Raw genomic sequence first — 26,532 nt, forward strand, 5'->3', positions numbered from 1 at the left:
TTCAGTGAGGTTATCGTGACTAACACTTCTCGCACATTAACAGGTATCATTGCCTTACTTTCTTTAGCAGCTTTTTGTCCTACTCCCGCTAAAGCTGAATCCGCCCCTGTATTAATCAGCCAATTGAGAGGCCATGAGGTATATGCCAAAGAAAGCCAGTTAAATCCTGATAGATATCATGTAGGCCGAGTCAGAGGCATTTCGGGTAATGTTTTATATATTGAATTTCCTCAACCTGTGGCAGTCGGTGATCGCGAAGTTAAAGTCATCAATATTTCAGCTACTGGTACCGTAGCCAGACGGGTAATTGGTGCTAGTAGCTCAGAGGCTAATGTCGTCGGCTATCCAGCACCTGGAGATGACGTTGGTGTCGTTTACGAAGATGGTCGCTGGCAAGTTGTTCAGCGCTATCATCCTTATTGGGTTTCCCGCTTACAACTTCGTGAAGTTCCAGAAGTTCAACGTTCTGCATTTAATTGGGACCCCAAACCTTTTGGACTTCCTCCTTTAGAACAAAGATCAGTAGTGATTGAACCCGCTCCTGCACCCGAACCAGTTAGAGGAATGTGGTAAGGTACGAGCCAACTAGGATCAATTTGTTTTAGCTTAATCTGCTAATAGTCTTAGTTAAAATTCATACCTGCACCGATCCTGCTACTTTTTAAGTAGATCAGGGTCATTTTTTTTGGTGTTAAAAGTAATGTTGAGAAAAATGTCAAGAAATTTAAAGTTATTGTAATAATATCCGAATTGATCAGGATTGGCGTTGGAGATGTTAGGTAACTGATCAACCTCCCATTTGTCAAATGCGAGCAAAATGTAGCCATGAATACAGTAACGCTAACATCTATAGAAGAAATTAAGGACAATGAGTCTTCCCATAGCGGCAGATATCTCACAGCCTTTCAGAAGAAATTGCTCCTCAAAAGTCTGCAAAATCCCAATTTAGCCGAACGATACCGCCAGCGCCTACAAATCATGCTGTTAGCCGATGAAGGAAAAAGCCAAACCGAAATTTGTCAAATGCTGGGCTGTTGTCATGGCACCGCAAGACACTGGATGTTAATGGCTCGCACAGGCCAAGCACAGCACTGGCAAGAGCAACCCATCGGTCGTCCTAAAGCCATCAATGACCAATATCTAGAGCGGTTAAAAGAATTAGTGACCCAAAGTCCTAAAGCCTGTGGATATGCCTTTAGCCGTTGGACAGCTAAATGGTTAAGTCATCATTTAGCCAAAGAATTAGGCATTGAAATTAGTGATCGTCATATTAACAGACTCCTTAAACAGATTGGAGTGCGAAAGTGGTAAGTTTTTCAAGGATCTAATTAGTCCAGTTGCACGGTAGGATAAAGAATACTTTGACTAGGGACTGGTATTGCGGAATCTATGCCCAAAGCCAACATTATTGGACTCGGAAGATCAGGAATTGCGGCTGCAAGAGTATTAAAGCAAAAAAATTGGGAGGTTATCTTAAGTGATCGCTCCTGCTCTCTCAGTTTGCAACAAATTCAACAACAACTACAACAAGAAGGTATTACGGTTAAATTGGGAGACTCGCTAACTCTAGACCCTAATGAGTTACCAAATCTGATCGTAGTGAGTCCAGGAGTGCCTTGGGACCTTCCTGTATTAGTAGAAGCCCGAGAAAAAGGAATTGATACCATTGGAGAACTAGAACTCGCCTGGCGTTCTCTAAAACCTTCTCAGTGGGTAGGAGTCACAGGAACTAATGGGAAAACCACTACAACCGCACTGGTAACGGCTATTTTTCAAGCCGCAGGATTCCACGCCCCCGCTTGTGGCAATATCGGTTATGCCGCCTGTGAGTTAGTCTTAAAACAAGATCAAAAACCCTACGATTGGATTATTGCTGAAATTAGTAGCTATCAAATAGAATCTTCTCTGGACTTATCTCCCAAAATTGGCATTTGGACAACTTTTACCCCCGATCATCTCGAGCGGCACAAAACCCTTTCCAATTATTACAATATCAAAGCGGCTTTACTCCATCGCTGCCGTCGTCAAATCTTCAACGGAGATGATCCCTATTTACATAATATGGGCCTAACTCAGTGGCAAGACGCTTATTGGACAACTGTAAAAGGAAAAGAAGCTTTACTGTGTGATCCGAGCAAAGGCGTTTATCTTCAGGATAATTGGGTGGTGGCTTTTGGAGAATTAATTGCGCCAATTAATCTTTTTAAAATGGTCGGAGAACATAATCAACAAAACTTATTGATGGCGGTAGCGGCGGCTCGGTTAGCTGGAGTGGATAAACAAGCGATCACCGAAACTATGGCCACTTTTTCAGGCGTTCCTCATCGCTTAGAACTGATCCGGACTCGAGCCGGCGTAGCCTATATTAATGATAGTAAAGCCACTAATTATGATGCTGCTGTGGTGGGATTATCTTCTGTGGAAACCCCCGCTATTTTAATCGCTGGTGGACAAGCCAAAAAAGGCGATGATACAGAGTGGATTAAGCTCATTAAAGCTAAAGCCGCAGCCGTCTTATTAATTGGAGAAGCCGCTTCTACTTTTGCTCAACGTTTGCACGATTCTGGCTATGATAGTTATGAAATTGTAGAAACTATGGATAAGGCCGTCCAACGGGGAGCCGATTTAGCAGCAGATAAAGCCGCTCGAGTGGTGTTATTATCTCCCGCTTGTGCTAGTTTCGATCAGTATCAAAGTTTTGAACATCGAGGCGATCATTTTCGGGAGTTATGTTTGCAGCTTTAAAAAAGTCAAACCTCAACAAAATCATCAGCAATGACTAATAACTTTCGTCTTGATGAAATCAAAGATAAATTAACTCGACTTGCTGAGTTTGACAAAAGTCTAAACATTCATGGCTCAGAGATTCATCAATATCAACTGTATCCCTGTTTATCCCCCTCTAGTCTCCGTAATTTTGAACAGCAATATCAGATGACTTTTCCTGAAGATTATCGTCACTTTTTATTAGAAGTGGGTAATGGGGGGGCTGGTCCGGGTTACGGACTATTTCAGCTAAAAACCGAAGACTTACTTGATGAACAAACATTGATTTTAGAGAAACAATATGAAAGTGGGATGCTTCCTGAAAAGTTAGCTGAGAAATATAATTATTTTAGTCAAGCTTTTTCTCCTCAATGTTTGCCGCTCTATCAAACCTCTCAAGACTGGGAAAGTCAGATAAAAAATACAGGAAATAACCAAGAAGATTGGCAATATTTAAGTCAAAAACTGATGGCGGGAACCCTAGCTATTGCTGACTATGGTTGTGGGATTAATGCCCATTTAGTGATTACAGGAGATTATCGAGGAACTATTTGGATTGATGACCGGGTTAATGATGGGGGTATTTATCCCTGTGATTTAATCGCTTGTGGATTTTTTCATGGTGAGGACCAAGATATTGATGACCAGGAAGAGCAACAAGAAATAGCAGAGCCGCTCTTTTTTCTTGACTGGTATAATCATTGGTTAGATAGCAGTTTGAGAAGTTGAATTAATATTAATAGGGATTGCCAATGCTTGAGAAAAATTATTATCAAATGATGGCACAGTATAATCAATGGATGAATCAGAGATTATATGAGCTTTGTGCGACCATTCCCGATGAAGAAAGGAAAAAAGATAGAGGGGCATTTTTTAAATCAATTCAGGGGACTCTCGATCATTTATTGTATGGAGATAGAGTCTGGATCAGTCGTTTTCTAAATCAATCTTTTTCAGGAAATATAAAAGAATTGCTCTATCCTGAGTTTGAACAATTAAGACAAGAAAGAGAGAAAACTGATCAACAGATTATTGAATGGACAAAACAATTATCCCTAGAATGGTTAGCCGCGCCTTTTGAATACTACAGTAACGCCTATCAAAAAAGCCAAACTTTGCCCGCTTGGATGCTAGTAGTACATTTATTTAATCATCAAACCCATCACCGAGGACAACTAACCACGCTTTTAAATCAGTTAGGCTATGATTATGGGGTGACGGACCTCCCTTGGATGCCTGAGTTAGATAAATTTTCCCAAAATCATGGGATAATCCTTTAAGCTTTTTCTCAGTTCCTTACACAGACCTAAAAGAAATTATTGTTTAACAAAATTGACTCCATATTCTTTAGCCGCCGCTACAGCTTTTTCAATGTCTTGAGGAGTAATTTTGGGGGGTTGTGCTTTACGATCACTAACTGGTTTACCCACATCTAAAAACCATTGTTCAAAACCAGCAGGGGAATAACCTAAAAGCATTCGAGCCGGTTTATTACCGCTATTTTGAAAGCGATGGGGAACACCCCGAGGTGTATTGATAAAATCTCCTTGAGTCGCTTGAAAAAGTTTATCGCCGACGTTCCAAGTTAATTGGCCTTCAAGCACATACCAAAACTCTTCTTCACGGGTGTGAATATGAAGCGGTGTGCCAACTCCGGGAGGGATAAAATCTTCAAAAATAGAATAAGCGCCTCCAGAATCTTTTCCCTGTAGTTTTAAGGTGACTAAAACTCCCATGGCCCAAACTGCGGGCCCTTCAGTATCAGAAAATTTTTTAATGGTAGAATCACTTTTCAAGTTAAGGGCGGGATCAGAGGCAATATTGAGAATCGGAATAGTATTAGCCTTGACGGAAGGATTAACCAAATACAGGGCAAAAAAGACTACTGTGGTCAATATTAGTGCCCTGATCCATAGAGAAAATTTGCTCATTAATCTTTATTGACTCCACTCAAAACCCAGATAAGATAATTATCACTTAGAATTGAAAGCGGCTTAATTAAATCTCATCTTTTTTATATTTTTTGAGTAGAGTATAATTGAGGCGGCTTAACTTCTCCCCACAACCGTGTTTTACAATACTCGGAAAATAAAGGGATAGCGGTATACTTTATTGGCATCTCCAAGAATTTGAAGAATAGCAATAATAGGCATAATTAAACTCACTAATCCTAAAATCCCCAAGAGTACATAGCCAATTAAAACAATAATTAAAATGGCAAAAATAATACCATACAGCCAAATATTTAAATGAAAATTCAGAGCTTCCTTAGCATTTTCTTTGACAATTGGGTCATCTGATACTAACAAAATAGCAATAGGAATCCCCACAGCTAATAAAGTTGCACTAAAAAATATAGAACCGTGACTGACGGCTGATAAAAGTTTTCGTTTTGTTGGGTCTTGACTGATCATTAAGGTTTCTTGTAATAAAAAAATATTTATTTCTATTTTATCACAATCAATATCTAATCTACCTAAAAAAAATATAATTAAAATTGTGGACGAGAAACATAAATAGGATAACTGAATCGGTTTGGACTAACGTTGGTAAAAGTTGGGGATAAGGGGGTTCATCAAAAACTAAGTTAGACATAATTAAAGAAAACAGGAGTTGGAAAAGAGGGTTTCCAGAGTTCTTTATGATAAAGAAAACGACTGATCACGGATATGACCACTTACCACATAGAACTAGAGGGTGATGTTTTAAAAATAGGCTTTGGCACTCCAGCGCAGAATGATCAAATAGTTCAAGATGCCGCCAAGCGTTTACAGGAGATGATCCAGCAAGGGGAACTTAAAGGCGGGAAGATTCTAAAAATTAATGGTCCTGCTTCTTTACCGGTGGCTTGTGTGATTACCCATAAGGTAGCACATTTGTATGGTGCGATCGCAGTATATGACCCAAAATTGGGTAAATATGTTGTCTGCATTACCCATGATCCAAATTATCAGTTAGGAGATTTAATTAATTGAGTTCCAATGCTGCAACGGTAAGCACAGTTATTGGTGAGGATGTATCAGGAAAATTTGAAGAGGAGTGTTAATTTTTGAGGGAAAATTGGGAATGCTAGTTAAGTATGTGCCCTGCCCTTCATATTGCTCATTAACTCAAAAAATTAAATCATGCCGTCAATTACTTTTGATTTGGAGACGGTTACACCCTTATTTTTAGCGGGTGCTAACCAAGAAGAAGCTGAGTTAAGACAATCAGTAATTAGTTTGTTGTTAATTATTAGTTTTATATTTTCTGGTAATGATTATGAAAATTATATCTTTTCTCGGCTTTAACACTTACAAAGAAACTACCTATATTAGCCCATTAGGTAATGCTCAATGGAAAACACCTTTTTTTCAAGAAGCGTTAGTTAAATTTTATCAGCCTAAAAGTCTCTATGTTTTGTTAACTAATACAGTAGAAACAGCTATACCGAAGGGAGCAAGCGAATCAAACTGGAATGCTTTACAAAAAAGATTACAAGGTAAAGTAGAACTGCAACCGATCTCTAATATTCCTGAACAAAACCGTCCTGAAGATATATGGTTTATCTTTCAAAAAGTTACTGAATGTTTAGAAGATGGAGATGAAGTTATTTTTGATATTACTCATAGTTTTCGTTCTGTACCTATAGTAGCTTTAATTGCTGTTAGCTATATACGAGTAGTTCGCCAAGTCAAAATTAAGGGATTATTATATGGTGCATTTGAGGCGAGAAATCCGGAAACTGATGAAACCCCTACTTTTGATTTATTACCCATTGTTAGTTTATTAGAATGGACAACAGCAACAGACCAATTTTTAAAAACAGGCAATGCAGAAACATTAGCAAATTTATTACACAGTAGCAACCCTGAAACAGAAAACTTAGCAGAAAGTATTAAAGGAATAGCTCAAGGTTTGCATTTACTACGACCTATGGATGTCTTGCGGGAATCAGCTATATTGCCTGAGCGGATTAAAGAAGCAATACCTATTATTTCTCAATCTGTACCTCCCTTTGCTACTTTAATAGAGCGTGTGGAAAAAGATTATGGGAGTTTTGGTTTATCTAATCCTGAAGATTACGAAAATACCAATAATGCTAAAATCTCTTTGCTAAAACAACTAAAAATAATCGAATGGTATGCAGAAAAAGAACAAATCATACAAGCTTTATCTCTCGCTCGTGAATGGTTGCCTTCTTTATTATGCTATCACTTTAAAATAGATCCGCAAGTCCATAAACCAAATAGAGAAGAAATGGACAGACTTTTAACCGGCGGCAAGAATAAAGAGGGTAAAGAATCATGCTATCGAGAGGAATTTAACAAGCTTGAAAACAAAAAGACAACGCAGTTAAGAAGACTTTGGAACACACTTGCTAACTTACGAAATGATGCTCTACACGCGGGATTTCGAAAAAATCCTAAAAAAGCAACAGAGATTATTAAAGAAACTCAAAAAATTATAGAAGAACTTAAAGCGATCGCAAAAGCTTGGGATTTAACTGATGAAGAGAATTAACTCTAAAATTGTAGCTCAACTTTTATACATAACTTAAAATCTCGGTGGGTTACGCTGCCGCTAACCCACCCTACAAATATCTACTGGTAACAGAGGGGTTGAAAAAGAGAGCTAATTAAATAAAACTCTCAGGAGTCCATGAACCATGCAACCCGTAGGGAACATGATGTTTTAGATGAACTCGCGCTACAGGACCATCATTAATATTTTGCCCATCAAATACTATTACATCTGAACGATGATGTTTACCATCATAAATCATCATTAGTATCCAGCCCTCATCTTCTGCTGTTGCATTGGGTTTAGGAATAAAAAGCGGCTCTCCGGCAAACCCATGAGGCGCAAATGAATAAAATTGACGTTCTCCGGTCTTTACATCCAGTTTTAAAAGTGCCTGTAAAGGCCCATTTTCCGTTCTATTATGAGCCGCACCGATAAACAAATAACGGTAAGAACGTCCCACTTTATCCGGATGAATGGTAGGAAATTCACAAGCTTGACTCTCGAACATTTCCTGAGAGACTGTATTATCTTTTAAGTTAAGCTTAAAGCGCCACAATTGCCCGGGATCTAAATCTTCAAAGATCACCTCTTTATAATTTAAATCCGGCTTAACTTGAGGTAGAGACTGATAACAAATCGAGTCGAGATAAACCTGATCCCCAACTTCAAAAGCATTAATGTGATGAAACACGAAACCCGCAGAAACTTCAAACACTTTCACCGCTTTATGAGGGGGCGTGCGAGGAATTAAAATAATGCGAGTGGGTTTATCAGCATTAAACTGAACACATTCCCCTGCACCCTTTAATCCAAAGACAAATGGCAAAGGATTAAAACTAACAGGATTTTGCAAAAAAATGCAGTAATTGGGAGTAATGGCAAAATCGTGAATAAAGCAAAACCCAGGGGTAATATGGCTATAACGACGCAGTAACTTACCTTGAGAACTGATTTCAAACAGCGTAATTTTACTCGATAAACCCGGTTGAATAGAGAAGTTAACCAGACAGGGTTTACCGCCATCTAATTGACAACTGGGATCGACCCAAGGATGCGCCCCGAAAGCTTCCCGAGGTTTTAAAATGCCATCAAGGTCGTCGATTCCTAGGGTATCTAAGTTCTGAGGATTAAGACGGTAGGGTTCGGCGGCTTCCCAAAGTGCCAATAGTCTGTCTCCCCAGTAAATTACATTAGTATTAGCGATTTTTTTAAAGTTTATATCAAAGATATTATTGAGCCATCCTCCGGGTTTTTCTGTGCCGAAAACCCCTCGGTAAAGTAATTTGCCGGCTTTTTTTTCTTGGACATAGCCTTCGGTTTGCACAAAACGGTTACGAAAGTGAACTCGCCCATTTTTGAAGGTAATCGCGCACACCATCCCGTCGCCATCAAAAGGATGTTTTACGGGTGTACCGTTAATGTCTAATAAACCTGGACCATTGCGAAAGAAAGTCCCTTGTAATTCGGAGGGGATTTCTCCTTCTATATTGTCTACCCAATAGTCATATTCATTGGGTTGGGAATCATAGCCTTTTTTCCATTCATCTTGACTATAAGGCTTGTCTGTTGTTTTTTCTCGGATTAACATATTATCTCTGGTGAATGATTAAAGTTGATGACTGTTAACTGTTAACAATTAGGGTGTGGTTTCCTCTGCCGCAAATTCAGGTACAAGTTCAGGAATATAGCTTTGTTCCACCGTTGAACCGGGAGCATGATGTTCAAAAGCTTCTGCGGGACCAAAAGTATAAAGTTGTCGGGCTTGTGCTTGGGGATCTTCTGCCGGCAACCAGTTAATTAGAGGAAGAGGTAAAAGGGTGGATAAATTGGTAATGAGGACTAAAAGCCAAAGTTTGTCAAAATTGGTTTCTGTTACTCCGAATAAATGGGTTAATAAGGCTCCTAATTCATTAGACACTAACCCAGATAAATTGGAAATAGACATTAAAAGGGCAAACATCGTCGCTTCGATACCGGCTGGACAAAGACGGGCGCAAAGCACTAAAACGGGCATAAAAGCAATTTTTCCCATCACTGAGAGAATAATACTATCACCAATACTAAACCAGTGATCGTCAATTCCTATCGCTCGGTTGGCATGAGTGACGAGCAATAGGCTAGTCATCCCCAAAACCGTTGAAATGACAATACTCCAACCTAAAATGACTCGAAAAGAAACCGTTTTTAGGTAACGTTGATAAATCCAAACTCCTAGCAAAGATGCAATACTGGTAACCAGATTTACTCGCCCTAAAAATTCTGGTTCAAAACCAAGTTCATTAGTGGTAAAAAAGAAAAATGCTGAGTCAGCACTGGGAGTTGATTGCCAAATAAAAATAAATAAGATGGGAAGCAAAATGACTTTTTGAGTTACTGCGCCCCACAATTGTTGAACCTGCTGTTTTAAAGTTAGGCTTTGGTCTTGTGTTTGAGAAGATTTCGAGTTAACTTTTTCTTCTAAAATAAACCAAGCCATTCCTGTCACCAGCAGAGGAAAAATAGCCGTTATGGCAAAAACTTCACGGTTACTGAAGTGTTCGAGTAACCAGCCGCTAAAGTAGGCGGTAATGAGTCCTCCCATCGCTGAGACGGCCCACATTAAAGATTGTAATGAGCCAGCTTTACCTAAAGATTCTTCTCTGGCACGTTCTACCACTAATGAGTCAGCGATGACATCGCTAATGGCTACTGACAGAGAGGCCATGAGGATAGCGAGGGCTGTTTGCCAAGTGGTATGGACCACCGTTGCTAAGGCCAGCCAAGATAAAGTGCCTAAGATCCCTGAAAGAATCAGATAGGGACGACGACGATAACCTAAAATCGGTAAACCATCCGAGAGAAACCCAAACACGGGTTTGATTACCCAGGGAAGCGCCGAAACTCCGAGCAGTGCCGCCATTTGGGCTGGACTGAGGCCAAGCTCATCTTTGACAAAGAAGCTAACTGCTAAACGGGCTAAACCTAAAATTCCCTGTACAAAGTAAACGCTCAGAATGGCGAATAGTTCAAGGCTTGGTTCGTTGCCGAATAGTAATGAATCTTTAAAGGCTCGTTTCAAAGAGGGGGATATCAGCATGAAGTTTCATAACATTTTACTTCTTTTTATACTATAGAGAAACTTGAAGGTTTTGGTCAGAGCAGAAAAAAGCTAAAAATGAAACAGCCCTGAGAACTGTTTTATCCTCGGACAAAAATTTCCGTGAGGGGGGGTGGCAAGGAAAAAACCGAGAAAACTTTACTTACCATCGTGTTTCGTATCTAACTGTTACTTCATCGGTGAAATAATCATAAGAAATCCGCACTCGAGTACCGTCTTTTAATTTATAACCGGTTTGTATAAGCGGAACAATTTGTACCCGTTCTAAGCCTAAATTTGACTTGAACCAAGCTGATGCCCAACTATTTAAATCAAAAACTTCTTGCTGTAAAAAGGGAGCTAATGTCACTGCAAATTGAGGGATTCCTATCTCGAGAAGTTGGGCGGAATTTTGTTGTTGTAAAGATTCTGAAACCGGAGAAAAGGAACGATTAAATAAAACATTTATTTCATTTTGAGTTAAGGGAGGACTGCTACTGATCGTGATAATGGGAGATTTCAGTAATTGAAGGTCTGATGCAGTATTAACAAAAGCCGCCACCCGCAGACAATCTGTTAGTTGTTGACTTATTTCTGGGATGACTGTTGGATTAACTGGCAGGGATGTTTCTTTATTACTTTCAAATTGACAAGCTTTTTCTACTGTTTCTGTGATGGTGTATAACTGTTCCGCTTGCCCTTGAATAGTAAGGGTTATCTCTACGGATTTTTTTCGATTACTTTTGGTAATATCATCACTAATTTCATTATTAGTATTGGCCACAATAGCTGTATCCCACAAAAAGGTTTTTAATTGCAAGTCTAAATAAGGATTAAATAACCCCTTATCAGGCAGGAAATTCAAAGTATTTTCATACTGACTAGCTAAGAATATATCGGTGGTTAAAATATACACTTTGCCTCGTTTAAGATAGATTTTACCACTGGGTTTAACATTGGCTAAACTGTCTAAATTTCCTTGTAAATTCAATTGCCCACCGACCTCAAACTGATATTGAGGTAATTGTTGATTTTGGATAAGTTTAATGTCCTCTAAAACAATCTGTAAATTGTCTAGTTGGGGTGGTTTAATAATATATTTTGGAGCAGTAATATTTCCTGCCCACTGCTCATAAACTGGCGATATAATTTTCTTTTTTTGCGGCAATTGAGCTAAAAATATTTTCCCATTGGTAAACCGAATTTGTCCTCCTATAATGGGACGAATAGCCGAGCCAGTAATCTTTATATCTGTGTTAACTGTACCTAAATAACGGTCTTTATAGTCTAGTTTACCATCCACCAGGGTAATTTTTAGAGGGTTTTGATTGTTGGCTAAGGGTTCAAATAGGGGGAAAATTCCTGTGATGTCAACTTGAGTGTCTAAAATATTTCCTTGTAATTGTTTAGCTTCTAAATATTGATTATTAAAGGTAAGTTGACCGTTAAAAATTAAGGGACGCGGAAGAGTGGAGGTTTGAATGGTAGCATTATTTAAATTAATTTCTCCCTTACTTTTTAAATCGTAGAGCTTAAATTCTTCGCTCAGATCTATACGTCCAGTGGTGCTTAAGTTCACTTCGGCTTCACCCCCAACCCAATTTAATTGCCCTTGAGTAAATAGATCAATCAGGGTGATAGCTTCTGTGGTCAATTTGAGATTTAATTCTAGATGATCGTTTCTTTTGGGTTCTACAGGATAAGGGACACTAGCATAAATTTTAATGGCAGAGGAATCTGTTGTATTTAGGGTGAAACGTTGATTACTATAACGCAGATTGCCTTCTATAGGAAGATTTAGTGTACGACCATTTAAAATCCCTTCATTAAAAGCAAAATTAGTCACGATTTCAGGGTTTAAGGGATTTCCTTGTAAAACTCCTTGAGCGTTTATTTCGCCACTGAGATCAAGCGGAGGTTTAAAGAAGTATCTGAGTAAGTCTAGAGAGAGGTTATCTACTTTGAATGTTGAGTCTTGAAAATTCCATTTTGTCTTGTCTTGTCTTAAGTTAGCATTAAGAGTCATGGCGGCTGTGCCAATTTTGGATAAATAATTGATTTGTATTTGACCGTTTTCTAAGTGACCTTTTAGCGATATTTCTTCAATGGGTAATGTCTGAGGTTCCTGAATGACTAATCCTACAGGCTCAACAAAATTCAGATAGGCGGGTTTAGGAAACCATACCCATTTTTTTCCTTCAAATTCTAAGTTAAGTTCAGGATTTTCTAAGGTTCCAGCTAAGGTGATTTCGGCTTCAAATTTTCCTTGTAAATCTAAATTCGGTCTAATTAAACCGGCTTCTATTTTAGCCGCTTGTTCCCGAATTTTTTGTTCGCTTTCTCTTAACTGTGTGATTTGTTGTGAAACGGGAGCATTAGCATTTCCAATAGCATAGGGTTGAAGTTGTGTTGTGGTAGCGGCTCTATTGGGTTGTGTTGAATTAGAATCAAGTAAGCTGACTAAATGGGTTGCACCGAGCAAGTCTTGAATATTACCTTGATTAATCTGTAGTTTACCTTGCAGTGCTTGAGTATTCACATCAAAACTTGCCCCAACTTGATAGCGGGTTTTGCCAATTAGAACGTTGGATGCTCTTAATTTAGCCAAACCCTTGTTATAGACTATTTCGGTTTCAAAAGATTCTACGCCAATATTTCCTATACTGGGTTTTTCAATATTTAGATTTCCGATGCCGCTTAAAGTAAATAAATTAAATTCTACATTAGCATCTACCTTTCCGGACACTATGGCAGGTATTCCTAACGTTTTTATCGGCGTAATTTGCAAGAGTTCTAAAGGAAAGTCTTGCAAGTCAGCAATAAAATTTTCTCCCTGTCGTTTTCCTCGAATTTTGGCAGGGTTTTCTGTATTATAGCTTTGCACTACTTCAAAGGAGTTGGGAATATAGGGAACAAGACAGCCTTTTTGAGAACAACGTTCTAAGGTAAACGCAAATACGTCTTTTTTGCCTTTTAAATCGAGAGATATTTGTTTTTGAACAGAGATAAAGAGGGGACCGCTTAGACGAGGTTCAAAATAGCGTTTATTAATACTTAAATTAGTTAGTTCGGCATTGCCAACCAGTTGTATATTTTCTAAGGGTTTGCTGGCGGTTAACAGATTTTTTCCTATTAAACGACCTTTAAAATAAGTTTTGCCGCTTATACTAGACTGTTCTAATAATAATTCTCTCTGAATGGGAATTTGAGAAATTAATTCATCTAAAGGGACAAGACTTTTTAAATTAGAACTATACTCTATATTGAGGTTAACATTCGCATCGGGTAAAGTAGAGAGATTTGCTAGAATTATATTTCCATTCGCTTTAATATTTTGTCCTTCTACCTGGATGGATACGGTTTTGGCTTGTATGGGTATGGTAGTATTGCCCGCTATAAGATCATCTAGGTTTCCTGAAAGAGCAATTTTAGCATCAATGGGAGGGCAAGAGCTTTCTATGGGGGGACAAAAAGAGGTATTAGGGATATTTAAAGCTAAGATTTCCGTTTGCCATTGATTGTTATTTAACTGGGTTTTAGCGTTAATTTTGTTATCAGCTATGTTGAGTTGAGTATCGGCTTTAATGTTCAGGTCTTGATAAGAGTTTTTTCGCCTTTCTTTGGTCAAGTTTAAAATGGATAAAAAAGAAGTTATTTGCCCGGCTACCTGAATTTTACTGCGACTTAAGCTGACGGGAATGGTTAAGTTAGGCAGAAAAGGAGATAGGGCTATTTTTTCTGTTGTTATATCAGCGTTGACTATTCCGTCATTTAAAGTGCTTTTAACGAAAACGGGACGGTTATCTAAGAGTAATTCTAGATTAGCTGTAAGATTAAGCGGCTTAAATTTATCTTTTCTATCGGTTAACAGTTGAGCAATGGAACCCGAAAAAGCGGCGCGAGTTTGTGAGATTTTCACCGGCAAGGGTAAGTCTTTTAAAAATGGATTTAAAGCGAGTTGAAAAAAGCTAACGGTTCCGTTAATATTCCCTTTTTTTAATTGGCTGCTTAAAACAACCGTTGCGCCCCCAACTTTTAATGATAAGTCAGCCATTCCACTCAGATTTGCTAGTTCTAATTGATTCAAGGTTCCTAATAATTGGATATTGGCTCTGTCTAAAGCTATTGTAGGAGTTAAACTAAAAGAATTAGCGGTTATGTCAGTTTGCCATAGATTGGTTTTTAAATTTCCTAACCCCGTTAAGGTGACTTTTCCTTCAGAGGTTTTTAATTCAGTATGGCGAACAATTAAGCTTTTATTGGCAATTAACAATTCTCCTTGTCCAGAGATATCATTAACTGATGCTACAGTGGTATTGGGGAGTTGCCATTGCAACAAGGCTTGAGGGCTTTTCAAAGTGCCTGTTATCTGTACTTTTGCTTTTAGATTGGCTATGCTAGTTTCTAAAGGAAGTTTATAATAAACATTGATGAGTTTTTCACTGGGTAAATTGGCATTCAAAGTAAATTTGACCGGAATTTTAGCCAAGTCAAAAGCTTTTGGCTGATGGATATATTTTTGACCTTCGGTTTGAATTAACCCTTGTCCTGCAATTTCTCCCCCAACAACGGGAATAATTTTTAGACTTTTAATTCTAAGTTCTTTTAGATTAGCTTGAAAAGTGGTGTTAAATTTTTTGAGGATAATTTTATCTAAAAATAAATCGCTAGTATTGTTGACGGTTCCGGTCACGACAGGATTAGAAAAATTGCCTTTGATTGAGAATTGGCTTTGTAAATTTCCCTGGATGGCAAATGGCAAGGACGGGACAGTTTTTTCTTTTAACTTATGCAGATTAAAAGGGTTAACATTAATCGCTAAATTTAAGCCGCTTTGCCAATCTAAATATCCCTGGACATTAGCCTTAATTTCCTGCCACTGGAACTGAAATTTTTCAAAAATCAGTTTTGTGTCTTGTACAGCCAAGTTAGCACTAATTTGAATCGGATCTTTTAACATCACAGTGGTAGCACTAATCTGACTGATGCTTAAGTCTCCTTTGCCTTGACTATTTTGGATATTTTGAAAAGAAGGAATTTGAGCATTAACATTAGCCTGAATTTGACCTTGATTAACTTGAAAAGGCAAATGAGCCGCTAAAGATGCGATTTCATTTAGAGCTAATTTTTGGATAATCAGTTCTACCTGACTTTGACCTGTAGGAAGTAAAGTCTTTCCTTTAAGTTTAATTTGGTTGTTGAGAGAAGCAAGAATTACATCATACTGTAGCTGTTGGCGACCCTTAAGGTCGAGAAAGTTTCCTTGTCCGTCTATCTCAATAGTTAGCGGTTTAGGTTTCTGTTTGCCTCGGGGAAGTAAGTTAATATCGGCATCTTTAATTTCAAAATCTAGGTCTAAATCCACAGGCAGTTTAATCTTTTCAAGGGGTTGTATCGGCCAATTGCCATCAGGATTTTGTTTGATATAACCATCAATATTACTTAAAATAATTTTAATGGGTAAGCGGCGTTGCAGAAGAATTAATAAGGGATTAAATTGAGCATCAATGCGAGCAATGGTCAATTGATGGGGATAGTTAGGGGTTTCAGGAATAGAAGAAAAACCGAGTTGAAGGCTTGTAAGAGAATAACTTTCAACTTTTCCGAGAGAAACTTGTCGCTTAAGGGCCTCACTGAGAGTTTTTTCGAGCCAATGAGGAAGGATTTGTTTCATCAAGATACCAAACCCTACATTACCAATAACAATTAAGGTAACAGAGGTCATCCCAACAGCAATTACTGAGGGTCGTTTAGCCGTCTGTAACAGACGATTTAAAGGATTAGTAGTAGAGTTTCTTGGTTCTGGAGAGTTAGTCATGGGGTTTAAAAATAAAGGGCATCTTTAGACTCATGCAAAAATTTTTATCTAAACTAGGTATATAAAACTATTGTTAAAAATTTATACATTTTTGGACTAAAAGGTAAAGCAAGTTACAGAATGAGAATAAATTATCTAAAAAATTCTACAAGGAGAGTGTTATGGTCGCTACTGCTAGAACACAGCAGGAGATAAAAATAGGCCCAACTCAATTACTCATTAATAATGAATGGGTAGAAAGTATCTCCGGAAAACGCTTTGAAACATTAAATCCAGCTACGGGAGAAGTAATCTGTGATGTGGCAGAAGCAGATGCACCTGATGTAGATAAAGCAGTAAGCGCGGCGAAAAAAGCGTTTACTAGCGGTCAGTGGCCGAAAATTTCTGCTAGAGAGCGAGGAGAATTATTATATAAACTAGCAGATTTAATCGAAGCTCATAAAGAAGAACTAGCCCGCTTAGAATCTTTAGATAATGGTAAACCCATTACAGAATCACTGAGTATGGATTTACCTTTTGTGATTGCTTGTTATCGTTATTATGCGGGATGGGCCGATAAAATTCAAGGTAAAACCATTCCGATCAATGGCCCCTATTTTTGCTACACTCGTCACGAACCTGTGGGCGTTGTCGGTCAAATTATTCCTTGGAATTTTCCGTTACTGATGCAAGCGTGGAAGTTAGCACCGGCTTTAGCCGCAGGCAATACTATCGTTCTTAAAACGGCAGAACAAACGCCTCTATCGGCTTTACGAATAGGAGAGTTAATTATAGAAGCGGGTTTTCCCCCAGGAGTGGTGAATATTTTATCGGGTTATGGCCCCACTGCCGGAGCCGCTATTTCAAAACACATGGATATTGATAAAGTCGCGTTTACCGGTTCAACAGAAGTGGGACATCTCATTATGGAAGCGGCGGCTAAAAGTAATCTCAAGCGGGTTACTCTCGAACTCGGGGGTAAAAGTCCTAGTATTGTTTTTGCCGATGCCGACTTAGACTATACGATTAAAGGGGTGCATCATGGCTTATTCTTTAACCAAGGTCAATGTTGTAATGCCGGTTCCCGTTTGTTTGTGGAAGAAAAGTGTTATGACGAGTTTGTCGCGAAGTCGGTAGAACTGGCTAAACAACGTATGGTGGGCGATCCTTTTGATGCTAATACTAAACAAGGCCCTCAAGTGGATCAAGCTCAATTTGATAAAGTGATGAGCTATATTGAGTCAGGAATGCGGCAGGGGGCTAATTTAGTGACTGGAGGACATCGCGTCGGTGAACGGGGTTATTTTATTGAACCGACGGTTTTTGCAGATGTTCAAGATGAGATGCAAATTGCTCAGGAAGAGATTTTTGGCCCTGTGATGAGTATTATTAAGTTCAAAGATATTGATGAGGTCATTGAACGAGCGAATAAAACCATCTACGGACTAGCGGCAGGGGTATGGACCAAAGATATTAGTAAAGCACTGGCTATTGCTAATAATGTGCGTGCTGGTACGGTTTGGGTAAATTGTTATCATGCTTTTGATACGGCTGCTCCTTTTGGGGGTTTTAAACAGTCGGGTATGGGGCGAGAATTAGGTGAGTACGGGTTACAGCAATATACTGAAGTAAAGACAGTGACAGTGAAGCTTTAGTTTTTGTAGGGTGGGCATTGCCCACCGATTTTATTTCCTATAAACCAACTGATTAAGCCAGTCCCCCAGTGATGACCGTCATTTGGGGGCTAACTGTATTTTAATGTGAGGGGTACGATTAGCAATCTTGAAGAGAAACTATCATTCTTAAAAAGATATCGACTAACTTTAATAAAAATTTATATATTTAGCAGTCTTCTCAGTAAATATTTTGAAAGAGTTCATATTTTTTAACATCAAGAAGTTGAGCTATATTGAGGGGCTTTTTAAAGATTGTGTAAAGACCATCCAAAAGCCCGATTTTTGTTTATTTTAGCCCCAAAAACCGGAAATATAGCAATAATTAGCCTTAATTTTAGAACAATAGAGACTAAAAATATAAGGTTTAATGTGATTTTTATTAAATACTTTTCAATATACTTTAAAGACTATTGATGATTTTTAAAGAGTTTATCAATATTTAAAAACTACTCCTTTTTGGGCTTGACTAAAAAAAAAATAGCTATTAACTTAATTTAAAGAAAGAAATGCTTTTAAATTAATAAATAAGTGAATAACTATGATAGATTTAGGCATCGATAACATAGTTTTTCTAGGCGATAGTCTCACAGATAATGGCAATTATTACAACCTAACTAAGCAGGCAACTGGGATAGGGTTTCCTGATCAACCTTTTTACGCTAAAGGTTGCTTTAGTAACGGTTCAGTCTGGTCAGACTATGTTGGCACCGCACTCGGATTAAATAATATTCCTTTTACTAATTTTGCTCCTTTTACTGACCAAATTCCTCAAAATAATCAGGCAATTAACTTTGCCATTGGTGGCGCTACTTCGGGAAGTAAAAATTTAGGATTCCCTCCAGAATACCCAGCAGGACTACAACAACAGGTAGACGCACTTACAGGGCTGAAACAGACTCAAGTATTTAATCCCTCAGATACTTTGTATTCTTTATGGATTGGGGGAAACGATTATTTAAGTCTAAACTTATCGGCAGATAACACCAAAAAAGATACTAAAAATTTTGTTCAGCAAACTGTCGGTCAGACTATCGGCAATATCAAAACCACGTTAACGACCTTAGTTAATCAGATGGATGCTGAGCATATTATGGTATTTAATTTACCTGATTTGAGCCAAACTCCTTTAGGATTGAGCCTTAAACCTGATGCGGCTCAAACATTAAAATCTCTGGTGACTGAGCATAATAAACAATTGGATAAAGAAATAAAGTCATTAAGTAAAACATATACCGATGTTGACTTTATCTCTATTGATATCAATGCTCTCTTTAAAGACATAACTAAAAAGTCTAATCCGTTCAAATTTGATAATCTAACTCAAGCCGCAACAAATACAAATCTTTACGATCCTCAATTTAACCCTCTCACCCATAAACTCACTCAGAGTCCTAATGCCGATAATTATCTCTTCTGGGATAGCGCTCATCCCACGACTAAAGCACATGGTCTTATAGCTGATTATGTTATTAAAGCTTTAGAATCCGACAAAAATTTATCTAAAGCTAATAAAGCTGTTGATTTGACGGCTCAGAGCCAGATTGTGCCCAGTAATATCAGTAATATTCCTGCTGTTGCCACATCAAACGATTCATTATCTGTGGTCTCAAATTTAGTTACTTCTAACCCGATTGTGTTAAATCTGAATGCGGCAGGACAAGTACAGGTTTCCTCCTCTCAACAAGGGCAAGTAAACAATAAACTGCTTGGGCAACCCGTTAATGACTTATTTCCTACTCAACTTCAAATTCCCATCTTTCAATTAAATTTTGCTAATAAATAAGTTTAACTTTCGCTTTGATATTGTCCTGGAAATTGCTGAACACCTGTTCCATAAGACTCGGTGTATTCGGTGGGCACGTCATCAAAAACCACTTCTTCGGTTTCGAGGTCCTGTTCAGTGGGGATAGGAATATTAAGATTATGGAGTGTTGCCATTAAATCTTCGCGATCAGTGGGGCTTAAAAATTGTTGTTCTGTATCCTCCATTTGCCTTCTCCTAATTGCTCAACTGATTTGCACTCTAGCTAAGTTTGATTAAAGTTGAACTCCTCAAATAGTTAGAACCTTTAAACTGAGGAGCATACACCCAAGGTAAAGCCTACTTTTTCATCAGCCGCTAAATAAAATAAATTTTTTACTGAGGTGCGGAAGTCGTTCCGCACGCAACCAACAACTTTACTTTTTCCCTTGTAATTTCCTTAAAAAGCTTCCCTCAAACGCTTGACCTTTTAACATCCGATTCCAATAAACCCAAGGTAAAGCATACTTTTTCATCAGCCACATGGTGTAATGTTCTTGAGTTTGATCGATGGGAAACGTTGAAATCGGATTACCATCATAATCAAACTCAGCCATAATAGTTTTGCCTATCCCTGTGACTAAAGGACAGCAAGTATAGCCATTGTAATACCCATTTAAAGCTTGTTTATTGATGAAAGCGAGTAAGTTTTCTACTAAAACCGGTGCTTCTCCTCGCACCGCCGCCGCCGTTTTAGAAGTGGGTAAAGACGAAGCATCCCCTAAACTAAAGACATTGGGATAAACTTTGTGTTGTAGGGTATGTTTATGCACATCTACCCATCCCAAAGCCGGCGCAGCAGGTGTGGCTAATTTACTATTTTTAATAAAATCTGGGGCACTCATAGGGGGGGCAACATGAATCAAATCATAAGGAAGGGTAACTTCTTGAACACCCCCATCAGTGCTGACATCAAAAACCGCCTCTTTACTATCCGCTTTAATTTCTTTGAGATTATGTTTAAATTTTAGGTCGATGCCTTTTCGTTCAACCACTTTCATTAAAGTTGGGGCATAAGCATCAACGGCAAAAATTTTAGCGGTGGCTGCACAATAAGTTATTTTTGTTTTCTGACGGACTCCGTTTTTACGGAAAATATCATCGGCTAAGTACATAATTTTTTGGGGCGCGCCAGCACATTTAATGGGCGTTGCTGGAAAGGTAAAAATCGCATTCCCGCCCGCAAAATTATTGAGCAATTCCCAAGTATAAGGAGCAATTTCAAAAATATAATTACTACACACACCTCCTTTACCTAAAGCTTCGGGTAATCCTTTGATCAGATGCCAGTCAATTTGAATTCCCGCCGCTACTACAAGATAATCATAAAAAACTTGAGTTCCTTGATGAGTGACCACTAAATTATTATCAGGGTCTAACTTTTCTACATAATCTTTCAGCCATTTAGCTTGAGCGGGGATAAGCTCTTGTTCATCTTTAACGGTATCAAGAGCATGATATTGTCCTGCCCCGACAAGCGTCCAGGCGGGTTGATAAAAGTGTTTGTCGGATGGTTCAATAATGGCTATATCTAACTTACTATTTTGACGCAGAAGTTGAGCCGCTACCGTTATGCCTCCTGCTCCTCCCCCAATGATGACAATTTGATGGTGTACGGTTTTTGAAGAGAGATCTGTTGAGCTTGCTGTAGTTTGCATGGTGTTAGGTTGAAAAAATGTTATAACATTCTACCTAACCGTTGTGTTGTTGGTTTTATCGTTTACTTATTTTTAACACTTGAGCTTAGAAAGCTCTCCTTAAGGGTGTAAGTAGAATGCCACGCCTAAAATGGCATATAAAATTAATAAAAATGCGCCTTCTAGCCAATTAGATTGACCATCAGAACTGATAGAATTTGTAATCAGTATGGCAGCTACAACTGAAAAAATCCCAAAAACGTTAAATTCTAAGGTTAGAGTGCTGGGAAAAAATAAACTCACTAAAATGAGGACGGGAGTGACAAATAAAACCACTTGTAAAGTTGAACCAATGGCTACAGCTACTGATAAATCCATTTGATTTTTTCGCGCGGCTGAAACACAAGTTAAATATTCCACCACGCCTCCAAATAAAGGCAATAAAATAATTCCTGTAAATAACTCAGTCAAGCCTAATACTTTTACGGTTTCTTCTAGACTGCCCACCAAAATTTCTGATACCACAACCAAGGCGAGAGTACAGACCAACAAAATGATGATCGGTTTGCCTAATGGGGACTTTTTTTCTTCAGCATGATCCGACCCTTCTTGATGGTTTTCCGGTTCAATTTCTTTGATTTTTTTCACATCTTGAGAAGGTTTGAGAGAATAAATTATGCTCAAACCATAACAAATGAGTAATAAAATCGAGGCGACATAAGAAAACTCTTGAATCGGTAATAAGGGCAGCCCAACTGATGTATAGTGAATCGCACTTGGAGTTAGCATAACGAGAATAGCCAGCAGCAAAGAGGAGCCATTTAGACGGGCAACTTCTGGCTCAAAATTTTGTGTCCCAAAGCGTAAACCTCCTAACACCATTGCCAGACCTAATCCCAAGAGCAAATTAGCAATAATAGCCCCTAAAATACTGGCTTGAACTACCTCGACTAAGCCGGCTCTCAGGGCAACAATTGAGACAACCATCTCGGTTAAATTTCCGAAAGTAGCATTTAATAATCCCCCAAGCGTGGCCCCAATTACCTCGGCAATTTCTTCTGTTGCTTCAGCAATAAAAGCGGCTAAAGGGACAATACCCAAAGCTGAGAAAACAAAGACTAAAATCGGCGATAATTTCAGCCACTCGCTAACAATGGCAATGGGGACAAAGATCAGCATTCCGAAGAGAATTTTATCTTTAGTTGACATAATTTCAATGGGGATCAGAAGGTGGGCTAAGTTCAAGGATGATGTTTTCTCAAGGCTTGCTCTAAATTTTCTGCTATCTCTAACAAAATTGGATTAGTCACAGGGGTTAAAATGGGAACTCCTAAAAAACCATGTATTAACCCTGGATAACATTTATGAAAAACATTAACTCCTGCCTGTTGTAATTTGGCTGCATAAATTTCTGCTTCAGAACGTAAAATGTCATATTCCACAGTATAGATCGATGCCGGGGGTAAACCTCCTAAAAATTCTGCTTGTAGCGGCGACACTAAAGGACTATTTCCGGCTTCGGGATGGGGCAGATAATGCTGCCAAAACCAGACCATATCCTCTGGCGTTAAACCATATCCTACTGCATATTCAAGATAGGAAGGAGTATCATTTGCATAATTAGTAACTGGATAAATTAATAATTGATGAATTAAAGAAAATTCTCCCCGATCACGTGCCATTAAGGCTACTACGGCGGCTAAATTGGCTCCTGCACTATCTCCGGCAATGGCCAGTTGTTGAGGATTTCCTCTTAATTGATCAGCATGACGACTCGCCCATAAAGTTGCTGCATAAGCATCTTCTACCCCCGCCGGAAATTTATTTTCAGGCCCCAGACGATAATCGACGGAAACTACGACACACTGCGCTTGTTTGCATAAAATTCGACAAGTTCCGTCTGCCATTTCTAGATTTCCCAGTACCCATCCCCCACCATGCAAGTAAACTACTACCGGAAAAGGAGGAGTGCCAGATGGTGTGTAAATCCGTAAAGCTACAGGGACCGGATAATTAGGTAATAGACGTTCTGAGATTTCAGCAACCTTTACCTGTCGATTAGGATTGAGTTTATACCCCATAGCGGCTAACTTTCTTGCATCTTGGGGACTTAATTGGTTTAGGGTTGGTAATTGTTGATATTGTTGGAGGAAATCCTTAACTTCGGGTAACAGAGGCATAATCGCTTCAAATTTGAGGGTTAGAAACTTTGACAAAAAATTCCTGAATATGCCTAAAATATCAAACTCAGGCCATAGACGACCTGAGTTCGGGGCTTGTTATATACCAGCTATTTATAGTTTTGGGTGCTGGCGGTTTTAAAATTTATTGATATAGTAAGATACACTAAGTTTTTAGGTATTTTCCGAAAATTTTATATTTTCTTAATTATTTGCTCATGTTTTGGTATAACGGTGAATTGGTGGATGGGGAAAGTTTATGTTTGAACATTACTGATCCGGGATTAATTTATGGGGCGACGGTTTTTACCACCCTGCGAGTCTATGATCAGTCTTTGGATCACCCTTTAACTCATTGGCAATCTCACTGTGATCGCCTTCACAGGAGCATAGAGGTGTTTGGCTGGCAATTTCCCGACTGGAAGCGAATTAGACAAGGAGCGGCATTATTATCAGATTATCCAGTTTTAAGGATAGTTATCTTTGCCGATGGGCGAGAATGGATTACGGGACGAACTTTAGCCCCAGATTTAGAACAACGTCAACAACAGGGGATTAGAGGATGGGTGGCTGAAGATACTCTGTTTCAACGTTCTTTAGCCGCTCATAAAACGGGTAACTATTTAGGCGCGTGGTTAGCACTTCAGAAAGCCCAACAATTAGGGGCACAAGAGGCGATTTTAATCGATAGTCAGGGTAATTGGTTAGAAACCTCTACCGGGAATTTATGGGGCTGGAAAAACGGCTGTTGGTGGACTCCTGCACTCAGAGGAGAGATTTTACCGGGGATAGGGCGATCCCATCTTTTAGCGGCTTTAGAGAGTCAGGATATTGCTGTAGCGCAAAATGAATGGACTCCTGATTTTATCGAAGATTTAGAAGTGATTGCTTATAGTAATTGTGTGGTAGAAATGGTTCCTTTTGCCACTATTTTATCCCCACAAGGGAAATTAACTTTCAAGACTTCTCATGCGGCTTTAGAACAATTACGGAATATAGTCCTTAGTTAATGATTCAAGCTAAAGGAGAAGGGATTATAAATCTTATAAATCTGAAAAAAAAAGGCTTTATGACTCGATTAGAATCGTCAATTGTTGAACCAATCCGTCTTGATTTTAGTCCCATCCATCTCAGCGACGAACAATTCTATCAACTATGTCTTGCTAATCCAGAGCAACCTTTAGAATTAACAGCAACAGGAGTATTAATTATTATGTCTCCAGTGGGTGGAGAAAGTGGAAAGCGCGAAATGCACTTAGGGAGTCAAGTTTATAATTGGAACACTCAAACCCAGTTAGGGGAAGTTTTTAGTTCTTCTACGGTTTTTCGACTCCCTCTCGGTGGACAGAGATCGCCTGATGTTGCATGGATAAAACTAGAGCGCTGGAATGTTCTTACCCCAGAACAACAGCAGAAATTCCCACCAATTGCACCGGATTTTCTCATTGAGTTACGTTCCCATACTGACAAGTTATCCGATCTCCAAGAAAAAATGTTAGAGTATCAAGCTAATGGAGTTCGCTTAGGTTTACTGATTAATCCTCAAGAGCGGCAAGTAGAAATTTATAGAGTAAATAGAGAGGTAGAAATTTTACAATCGCCCACAGAAGTCAGTGGTGAAGAAGTATTACCAGGATTTATTTTAGACTTGAGCAAAATTTGGATATAAAAAAAATTTAAGGTGAGCATTGCCCACCTTAGAAAATGAACTCCCCCACTATAAGAAGGAAGAAAAATTCTGGCAAGATTGAGTTAAAAAGCGTCTTGTAACTCGTAAAAGTCTGGCGAAATATAATCTTTTCGCAACGGCCAACCGACCCAATCTTCCGGCATCAAAATGCGTTTGAGATTGGGATGTCCCTCATAGACAATGCCGTACATATCAAAACTTTCTCGTTCTTGCCAATCGGCTCCTTTCCAGATCCAATAAACAGAAGGAACTCTAGGATTATCGCGAGGCAAAAACACTTTTAGACGGAGTTCTTCGGGAGAATCTACATTATCCTCAACTTTGAGCAAGTGATAAAAACTGACCAATTCTTTACCCGGCCCAAGGTCATAAGCGCCTTGACACTGAAGGTAATTAAACCCGTAAGCGTAAAGGGCCGTAGCAATAGGCAGTAAAAACTCTGCATCGACCTTAATCAGTTCAATTCCCAAATGATCTTTTTCTAGGGACTGATGCTCAAAACCATTTTCCGTTAACCAACTCGAAGTTGGTCCTGCTTCGACAATGGCGGTTTCTTGAGAGGGTTCCTCGGTTACATTTTCGGGTTTATTTTCTTCAGCCACGATCTACTACTTCCTTTTCTTGCTTGGAGGTCAATAAAGCGGGAGGAACGGGCATTCCCATTGCTTCAGTTAGTTCTAAAGGTGGAGCCTGACGAGTTTGAGAGCGTAGGTATTGACCCGTCAAAATGGGGGAAACCTCTTTCATTTTGTGAGTAGTGCTGTAGTAGCGATGGGTTTGTTCAGGACGCACTTGAATCGAATCAGTAGCGACTTTTTTGCGTAATTTAATGATGGCATCAAAAATCGCTTCAGGGCGAGGAGGACAACCCGGAATATACACATCTACGGGAATGAGTTTATCTACCCCTCTAACGGCGGTGGTGGAGTCGCTACTAAACATCCCGCCAGTAATGGTACAAGCGCCCATAGCGATGACATATTTAGGGTCTGGCATTTGTTCATAAAGCCGTACTAAGGCCGGTCCCATCTTCATGGTAATCGTGCCAGCAGTAATAATTAAATCGGCTTGTCTGGGGCTAGAACGAGGGACTAAGCCAAAACGGTCAAAGTCAAAGCGAGAACCAATTAAAGCCGCAAATTCGATAAAACAACAAGCTGTTCCATACAACATCGGCCAAAGACTAGAAAGTCTAGCCCAGTTGTAGAGGTCATCAACCGTCGTTAGGATGACGTTTTCAGAAAGGTCTTGAGTGACTTTAGTACGATTGATCGGGTTGAGGATCTGTTCTTTTTGTTGCTGAATGAAGAGATCGCTTTGAGTGGTTGGATTTGGACTCATGGTTTTTTCAAAGTTAGAATACAACTAGGGAGTCAAATAAATCAAGACGGGGAGCAAGACAC

Annotated in this window: 23 protein-coding genes; 12 read left to right on the plus strand and 11 right to left on the minus strand. The window is 39.0% G+C overall.

Annotation, left to right across the window (positions count from 1 at the left end; genetic code table 11):
• Positions 1-15 precede the first annotated feature (15 nt).
• The 5 genes from CYAN7822_RS24375 (at position 16) to CYAN7822_RS24395 (ending at position 4,046) form a co-directional block, all read left to right on the plus strand.
• The gene (locus CYAN7822_RS24375) at positions 16-573 is read left to right on the plus strand and encodes a hypothetical protein (RefSeq protein WP_013324919.1); all 558 of its coding nucleotides are present in this window, start codon (positions 16-18) and stop codon (positions 571-573) included.
• Positions 574-825: 252 nt separating this feature from the next.
• Positions 826-1,311 (plus strand): helix-turn-helix domain-containing protein, encoded by a 486-nt coding sequence (locus tag CYAN7822_RS24380; protein ID WP_013324920.1) that lies wholly within the window; start codon positions 826-828, stop codon positions 1,309-1,311.
• 78 nt (positions 1,312-1,389) lie between these two features.
• Positions 1,390-2,745 carry a UDP-N-acetylmuramoyl-L-alanine--D-glutamate ligase gene (gene murD, locus CYAN7822_RS24385; protein WP_013324921.1) on the plus strand — a complete coding sequence of 452 codons (1,356 nt, stop codon included), beginning with the start codon at positions 1,390-1,392 and terminating at the stop codon, positions 2,743-2,745.
• 30 nt (positions 2,746-2,775) lie between these two features.
• A complete protein-coding gene (locus CYAN7822_RS24390) occupies positions 2,776-3,495 on the plus strand; it encodes an SMI1/KNR4 family protein (protein WP_013324922.1) in 720 nt (239 codons plus the stop codon).
• Positions 3,496-3,518: 23 nt separating this feature from the next.
• Positions 3,519-4,046, plus strand: a complete 528-nt coding sequence (locus tag CYAN7822_RS24395) for a DinB family protein (RefSeq protein WP_013324923.1) — start codon at positions 3,519-3,521, stop codon at positions 4,044-4,046.
• Positions 4,047-4,082: 36 nt separating this feature from the next.
• On the opposite strand, the gene CYAN7822_RS24400 is transcribed toward CYAN7822_RS24395, so the two are convergent.
• Positions 4,083-4,697, minus strand: coding sequence for a cupin domain-containing protein (locus CYAN7822_RS24400; protein WP_049802632.1), 615 nt, complete (start codon positions 4,695-4,697; stop codon positions 4,083-4,085).
• A 141-nt stretch (positions 4,698-4,838) separates the two neighbouring features.
• Entirely contained in the window at positions 4,839-5,180 is a 342-nt protein-coding gene (locus CYAN7822_RS24405; RefSeq protein ID WP_013324925.1) for a DUF4870 domain-containing protein, read from the minus strand.
• A gap of 255 nt (positions 5,181-5,435) precedes the next feature.
• Between CYAN7822_RS24405 and CYAN7822_RS24410 the strand changes: the two genes are divergently transcribed.
• From CYAN7822_RS24410 to csx2, 3 genes are all read left to right on the plus strand, one after another.
• Complete coding sequence (locus tag CYAN7822_RS24410; protein WP_013324926.1) at positions 5,436-5,741, plus strand: CRISPR-associated protein Csx3; 306 nt, start codon at positions 5,436-5,438, stop codon at positions 5,739-5,741.
• Between the two features lie 150 nt (positions 5,742-5,891).
• A complete protein-coding gene (locus tag CYAN7822_RS37935; RefSeq protein WP_013324927.1) occupies positions 5,892-6,056 on the plus strand; it encodes a hypothetical protein in 165 nt (54 codons plus the stop codon).
• On the plus strand, positions 6,028-7,269 hold the full coding sequence (gene csx2 / locus CYAN7822_RS24415; protein WP_013324928.1) for a TIGR02221 family CRISPR-associated protein: 1,242 nt from the start codon (positions 6,028-6,030) through the stop codon (positions 7,267-7,269). The genes CYAN7822_RS37935 and csx2 overlap by 29 nt, the downstream gene beginning before the upstream one ends.
• 115 nt (positions 7,270-7,384) lie before the next feature.
• Here csx2 and CYAN7822_RS24420 read toward each other — a convergent pair whose 3' ends face one another.
• The 3 genes from CYAN7822_RS24420 to CYAN7822_RS24430 all read right to left on the minus strand — a co-directional run bounded on the left by CYAN7822_RS24420 (position 7,385) and on the right by CYAN7822_RS24430 (position 16,166).
• Positions 7,385-8,860 carry a carotenoid oxygenase family protein gene (locus tag CYAN7822_RS24420; protein WP_013324929.1) on the minus strand — a complete coding sequence of 492 codons (1,476 nt, stop codon included), beginning with the start codon at positions 8,858-8,860 and terminating at the stop codon, positions 7,385-7,387.
• 48 nt (positions 8,861-8,908) lie between these two features.
• The gene (locus CYAN7822_RS24425) at positions 8,909-10,348 is read right to left on the minus strand and encodes a folate/biopterin family MFS transporter (protein ID WP_013324930.1); all 1,440 of its coding nucleotides are present in this window, start codon (positions 10,346-10,348) and stop codon (positions 8,909-8,911) included.
• Between the two features lie 163 nt (positions 10,349-10,511).
• Entirely contained in the window at positions 10,512-16,166 is a 5,655-nt protein-coding gene (locus tag CYAN7822_RS24430; RefSeq protein ID WP_013324931.1) for a translocation/assembly module TamB domain-containing protein, read from the minus strand.
• Between the two features lie 161 nt (positions 16,167-16,327).
• Between CYAN7822_RS24430 and CYAN7822_RS24435 the strand changes: the two genes are divergently transcribed.
• Positions 16,328-17,800, plus strand: coding sequence for an aldehyde dehydrogenase family protein (locus tag CYAN7822_RS24435; RefSeq protein ID WP_013324932.1), 1,473 nt, complete (start codon positions 16,328-16,330; stop codon positions 17,798-17,800).
• Between the two features lie 559 nt (positions 17,801-18,359).
• Positions 18,360-19,604: an SGNH/GDSL hydrolase family protein gene (locus CYAN7822_RS24440; protein ID WP_013324933.1), complete on the plus strand. Its 1,245-nt coding sequence runs from the start codon at positions 18,360-18,362 to the stop codon at positions 19,602-19,604.
• A gap of 2 nt (positions 19,605-19,606) precedes the next feature.
• On the opposite strand, the gene CYAN7822_RS24445 is transcribed toward CYAN7822_RS24440, so the two are convergent.
• The 4 genes from CYAN7822_RS24445 to CYAN7822_RS24460 all read right to left on the minus strand — a co-directional run bounded on the left by CYAN7822_RS24445 (position 19,607) and on the right by CYAN7822_RS24460 (position 23,475).
• Positions 19,607-19,810, minus strand: coding sequence for a hypothetical protein (locus CYAN7822_RS24445; RefSeq protein WP_013324934.1), 204 nt, complete (start codon positions 19,808-19,810; stop codon positions 19,607-19,609).
• A gap of 189 nt (positions 19,811-19,999) precedes the next feature.
• Entirely contained in the window at positions 20,000-21,280 is a 1,281-nt protein-coding gene (locus CYAN7822_RS24450) for an NAD(P)/FAD-dependent oxidoreductase (RefSeq protein WP_013324935.1), read from the minus strand.
• Positions 21,281-21,379: 99 nt separating this feature from the next.
• Positions 21,380-22,468 carry a calcium/proton exchanger gene (cax, locus tag CYAN7822_RS24455; RefSeq protein ID WP_013324936.1) on the minus strand — a complete coding sequence of 363 codons (1,089 nt, stop codon included), beginning with the start codon at positions 22,466-22,468 and terminating at the stop codon, positions 21,380-21,382.
• A 32-nt stretch (positions 22,469-22,500) separates the two neighbouring features.
• On the minus strand, positions 22,501-23,475 hold the full coding sequence (locus CYAN7822_RS24460) for an alpha/beta hydrolase (RefSeq protein ID WP_245602637.1): 975 nt from the start codon (positions 23,473-23,475) through the stop codon (positions 22,501-22,503).
• A gap of 182 nt (positions 23,476-23,657) precedes the next feature.
• Between CYAN7822_RS24460 and CYAN7822_RS24465 the strand changes: the two genes are divergently transcribed.
• Positions 23,658-24,449, plus strand: a complete 792-nt coding sequence (locus CYAN7822_RS24465) for an aminotransferase class IV (RefSeq protein ID WP_013324938.1) — start codon at positions 23,658-23,660, stop codon at positions 24,447-24,449.
• A gap of 59 nt (positions 24,450-24,508) precedes the next feature.
• The gene (locus CYAN7822_RS24470) at positions 24,509-25,108 is read left to right on the plus strand and encodes a Uma2 family endonuclease (protein ID WP_041933991.1); all 600 of its coding nucleotides are present in this window, start codon (positions 24,509-24,511) and stop codon (positions 25,106-25,108) included.
• Positions 25,109-25,191: 83 nt separating this feature from the next.
• Here the strand turns inward: CYAN7822_RS24470 and CYAN7822_RS24475 are convergent, their stop codons facing one another.
• On the minus strand, positions 25,192-25,731 hold the full coding sequence (locus CYAN7822_RS24475; protein ID WP_013324940.1) for an NAD(P)H-quinone oxidoreductase subunit J: 540 nt from the start codon (positions 25,729-25,731) through the stop codon (positions 25,192-25,194).
• Entirely contained in the window at positions 25,724-26,470 is a 747-nt protein-coding gene (ndhK, locus tag CYAN7822_RS24480) for a photosynthetic/respiratory NAD(P)H-quinone oxidoreductase subunit K (protein ID WP_013324941.1), read from the minus strand. Before ndhK ends, CYAN7822_RS24475 begins: the two co-directional genes overlap by 8 nt.
• Positions 26,471-26,532: the final 62 nt, after the last annotated feature.

The sequence above is a fragment of the Gloeothece verrucosa PCC 7822 genome (genome assembly GCF_000147335.1).
Classification (GTDB): domain Bacteria; phylum Cyanobacteriota; class Cyanobacteriia; order Cyanobacteriales; family Microcystaceae; genus Gloeothece; species Gloeothece verrucosa.

Bases quoted from the DNA above. Each gene is read 5' to 3' on its own strand.
- CYAN7822_RS24380 (WP_013324920.1), top strand. From the start codon at position 826: ATGAATACAGTAACGCTAACATCTATAGAAGAAATTAAGGACAATGAG.
- murD (WP_013324921.1), top strand. From the start codon at position 1,390: ATGCCCAAAGCCAACATTATTGGACTCGGAAGATCAGGAATTGCGGCT.
- CYAN7822_RS24390 (WP_013324922.1), top strand. From the start codon at position 2,776: ATGACTAATAACTTTCGTCTTGATGAAATCAAAGATAAATTAACTCGA.
- CYAN7822_RS24395 (WP_013324923.1), top strand. From the start codon at position 3,519: ATGCTTGAGAAAAATTATTATCAAATGATGGCACAGTATAATCAATGG.
- CYAN7822_RS24400 (WP_049802632.1), bottom strand. From the start codon at position 4,697: ATGAGCAAATTTTCTCTATGGATCAGGGCACTAATATTGACCACAGTA.
- CYAN7822_RS24405 (WP_013324925.1), bottom strand. From the start codon at position 5,180: ATGATCAGTCAAGACCCAACAAAACGAAAACTTTTATCAGCCGTCAGT.
- CYAN7822_RS24410 (WP_013324926.1), top strand. From the start codon at position 5,436: ATGACCACTTACCACATAGAACTAGAGGGTGATGTTTTAAAAATAGGC.
- CYAN7822_RS37935 (WP_013324927.1), top strand. From the start codon at position 5,892: ATGCCGTCAATTACTTTTGATTTGGAGACGGTTACACCCTTATTTTTA.
- csx2 (WP_013324928.1), top strand. From the start codon at position 6,028: ATGAAAATTATATCTTTTCTCGGCTTTAACACTTACAAAGAAACTACC.
- CYAN7822_RS24420 (WP_013324929.1), bottom strand. From the start codon at position 8,860: ATGTTAATCCGAGAAAAAACAACAGACAAGCCTTATAGTCAAGATGAA.
- CYAN7822_RS24425 (WP_013324930.1), bottom strand. From the start codon at position 10,348: ATGCTGATATCCCCCTCTTTGAAACGAGCCTTTAAAGATTCATTACTA.
- CYAN7822_RS24430 (WP_013324931.1), bottom strand. From the start codon at position 16,166: ATGACTAACTCTCCAGAACCAAGAAACTCTACTACTAATCCTTTAAAT.
- CYAN7822_RS24435 (WP_013324932.1), top strand. From the start codon at position 16,328: ATGGTCGCTACTGCTAGAACACAGCAGGAGATAAAAATAGGCCCAACT.
- CYAN7822_RS24440 (WP_013324933.1), top strand. From the start codon at position 18,360: ATGATAGATTTAGGCATCGATAACATAGTTTTTCTAGGCGATAGTCTC.
- CYAN7822_RS24445 (WP_013324934.1), bottom strand. From the start codon at position 19,810: ATGGAGGATACAGAACAACAATTTTTAAGCCCCACTGATCGCGAAGAT.
- CYAN7822_RS24450 (WP_013324935.1), bottom strand. From the start codon at position 21,280: ATGCAAACTACAGCAAGCTCAACAGATCTCTCTTCAAAAACCGTACAC.
- cax (WP_013324936.1), bottom strand. From the start codon at position 22,468: ATGTCAACTAAAGATAAAATTCTCTTCGGAATGCTGATCTTTGTCCCC.
- CYAN7822_RS24465 (WP_013324938.1), top strand. From the start codon at position 23,658: ATGTTTTGGTATAACGGTGAATTGGTGGATGGGGAAAGTTTATGTTTG.
- CYAN7822_RS24470 (WP_041933991.1), top strand. From the start codon at position 24,509: ATGACTCGATTAGAATCGTCAATTGTTGAACCAATCCGTCTTGATTTT.
- ndhK (WP_013324941.1), bottom strand. From the start codon at position 26,470: ATGAGTCCAAATCCAACCACTCAAAGCGATCTCTTCATTCAGCAACAA.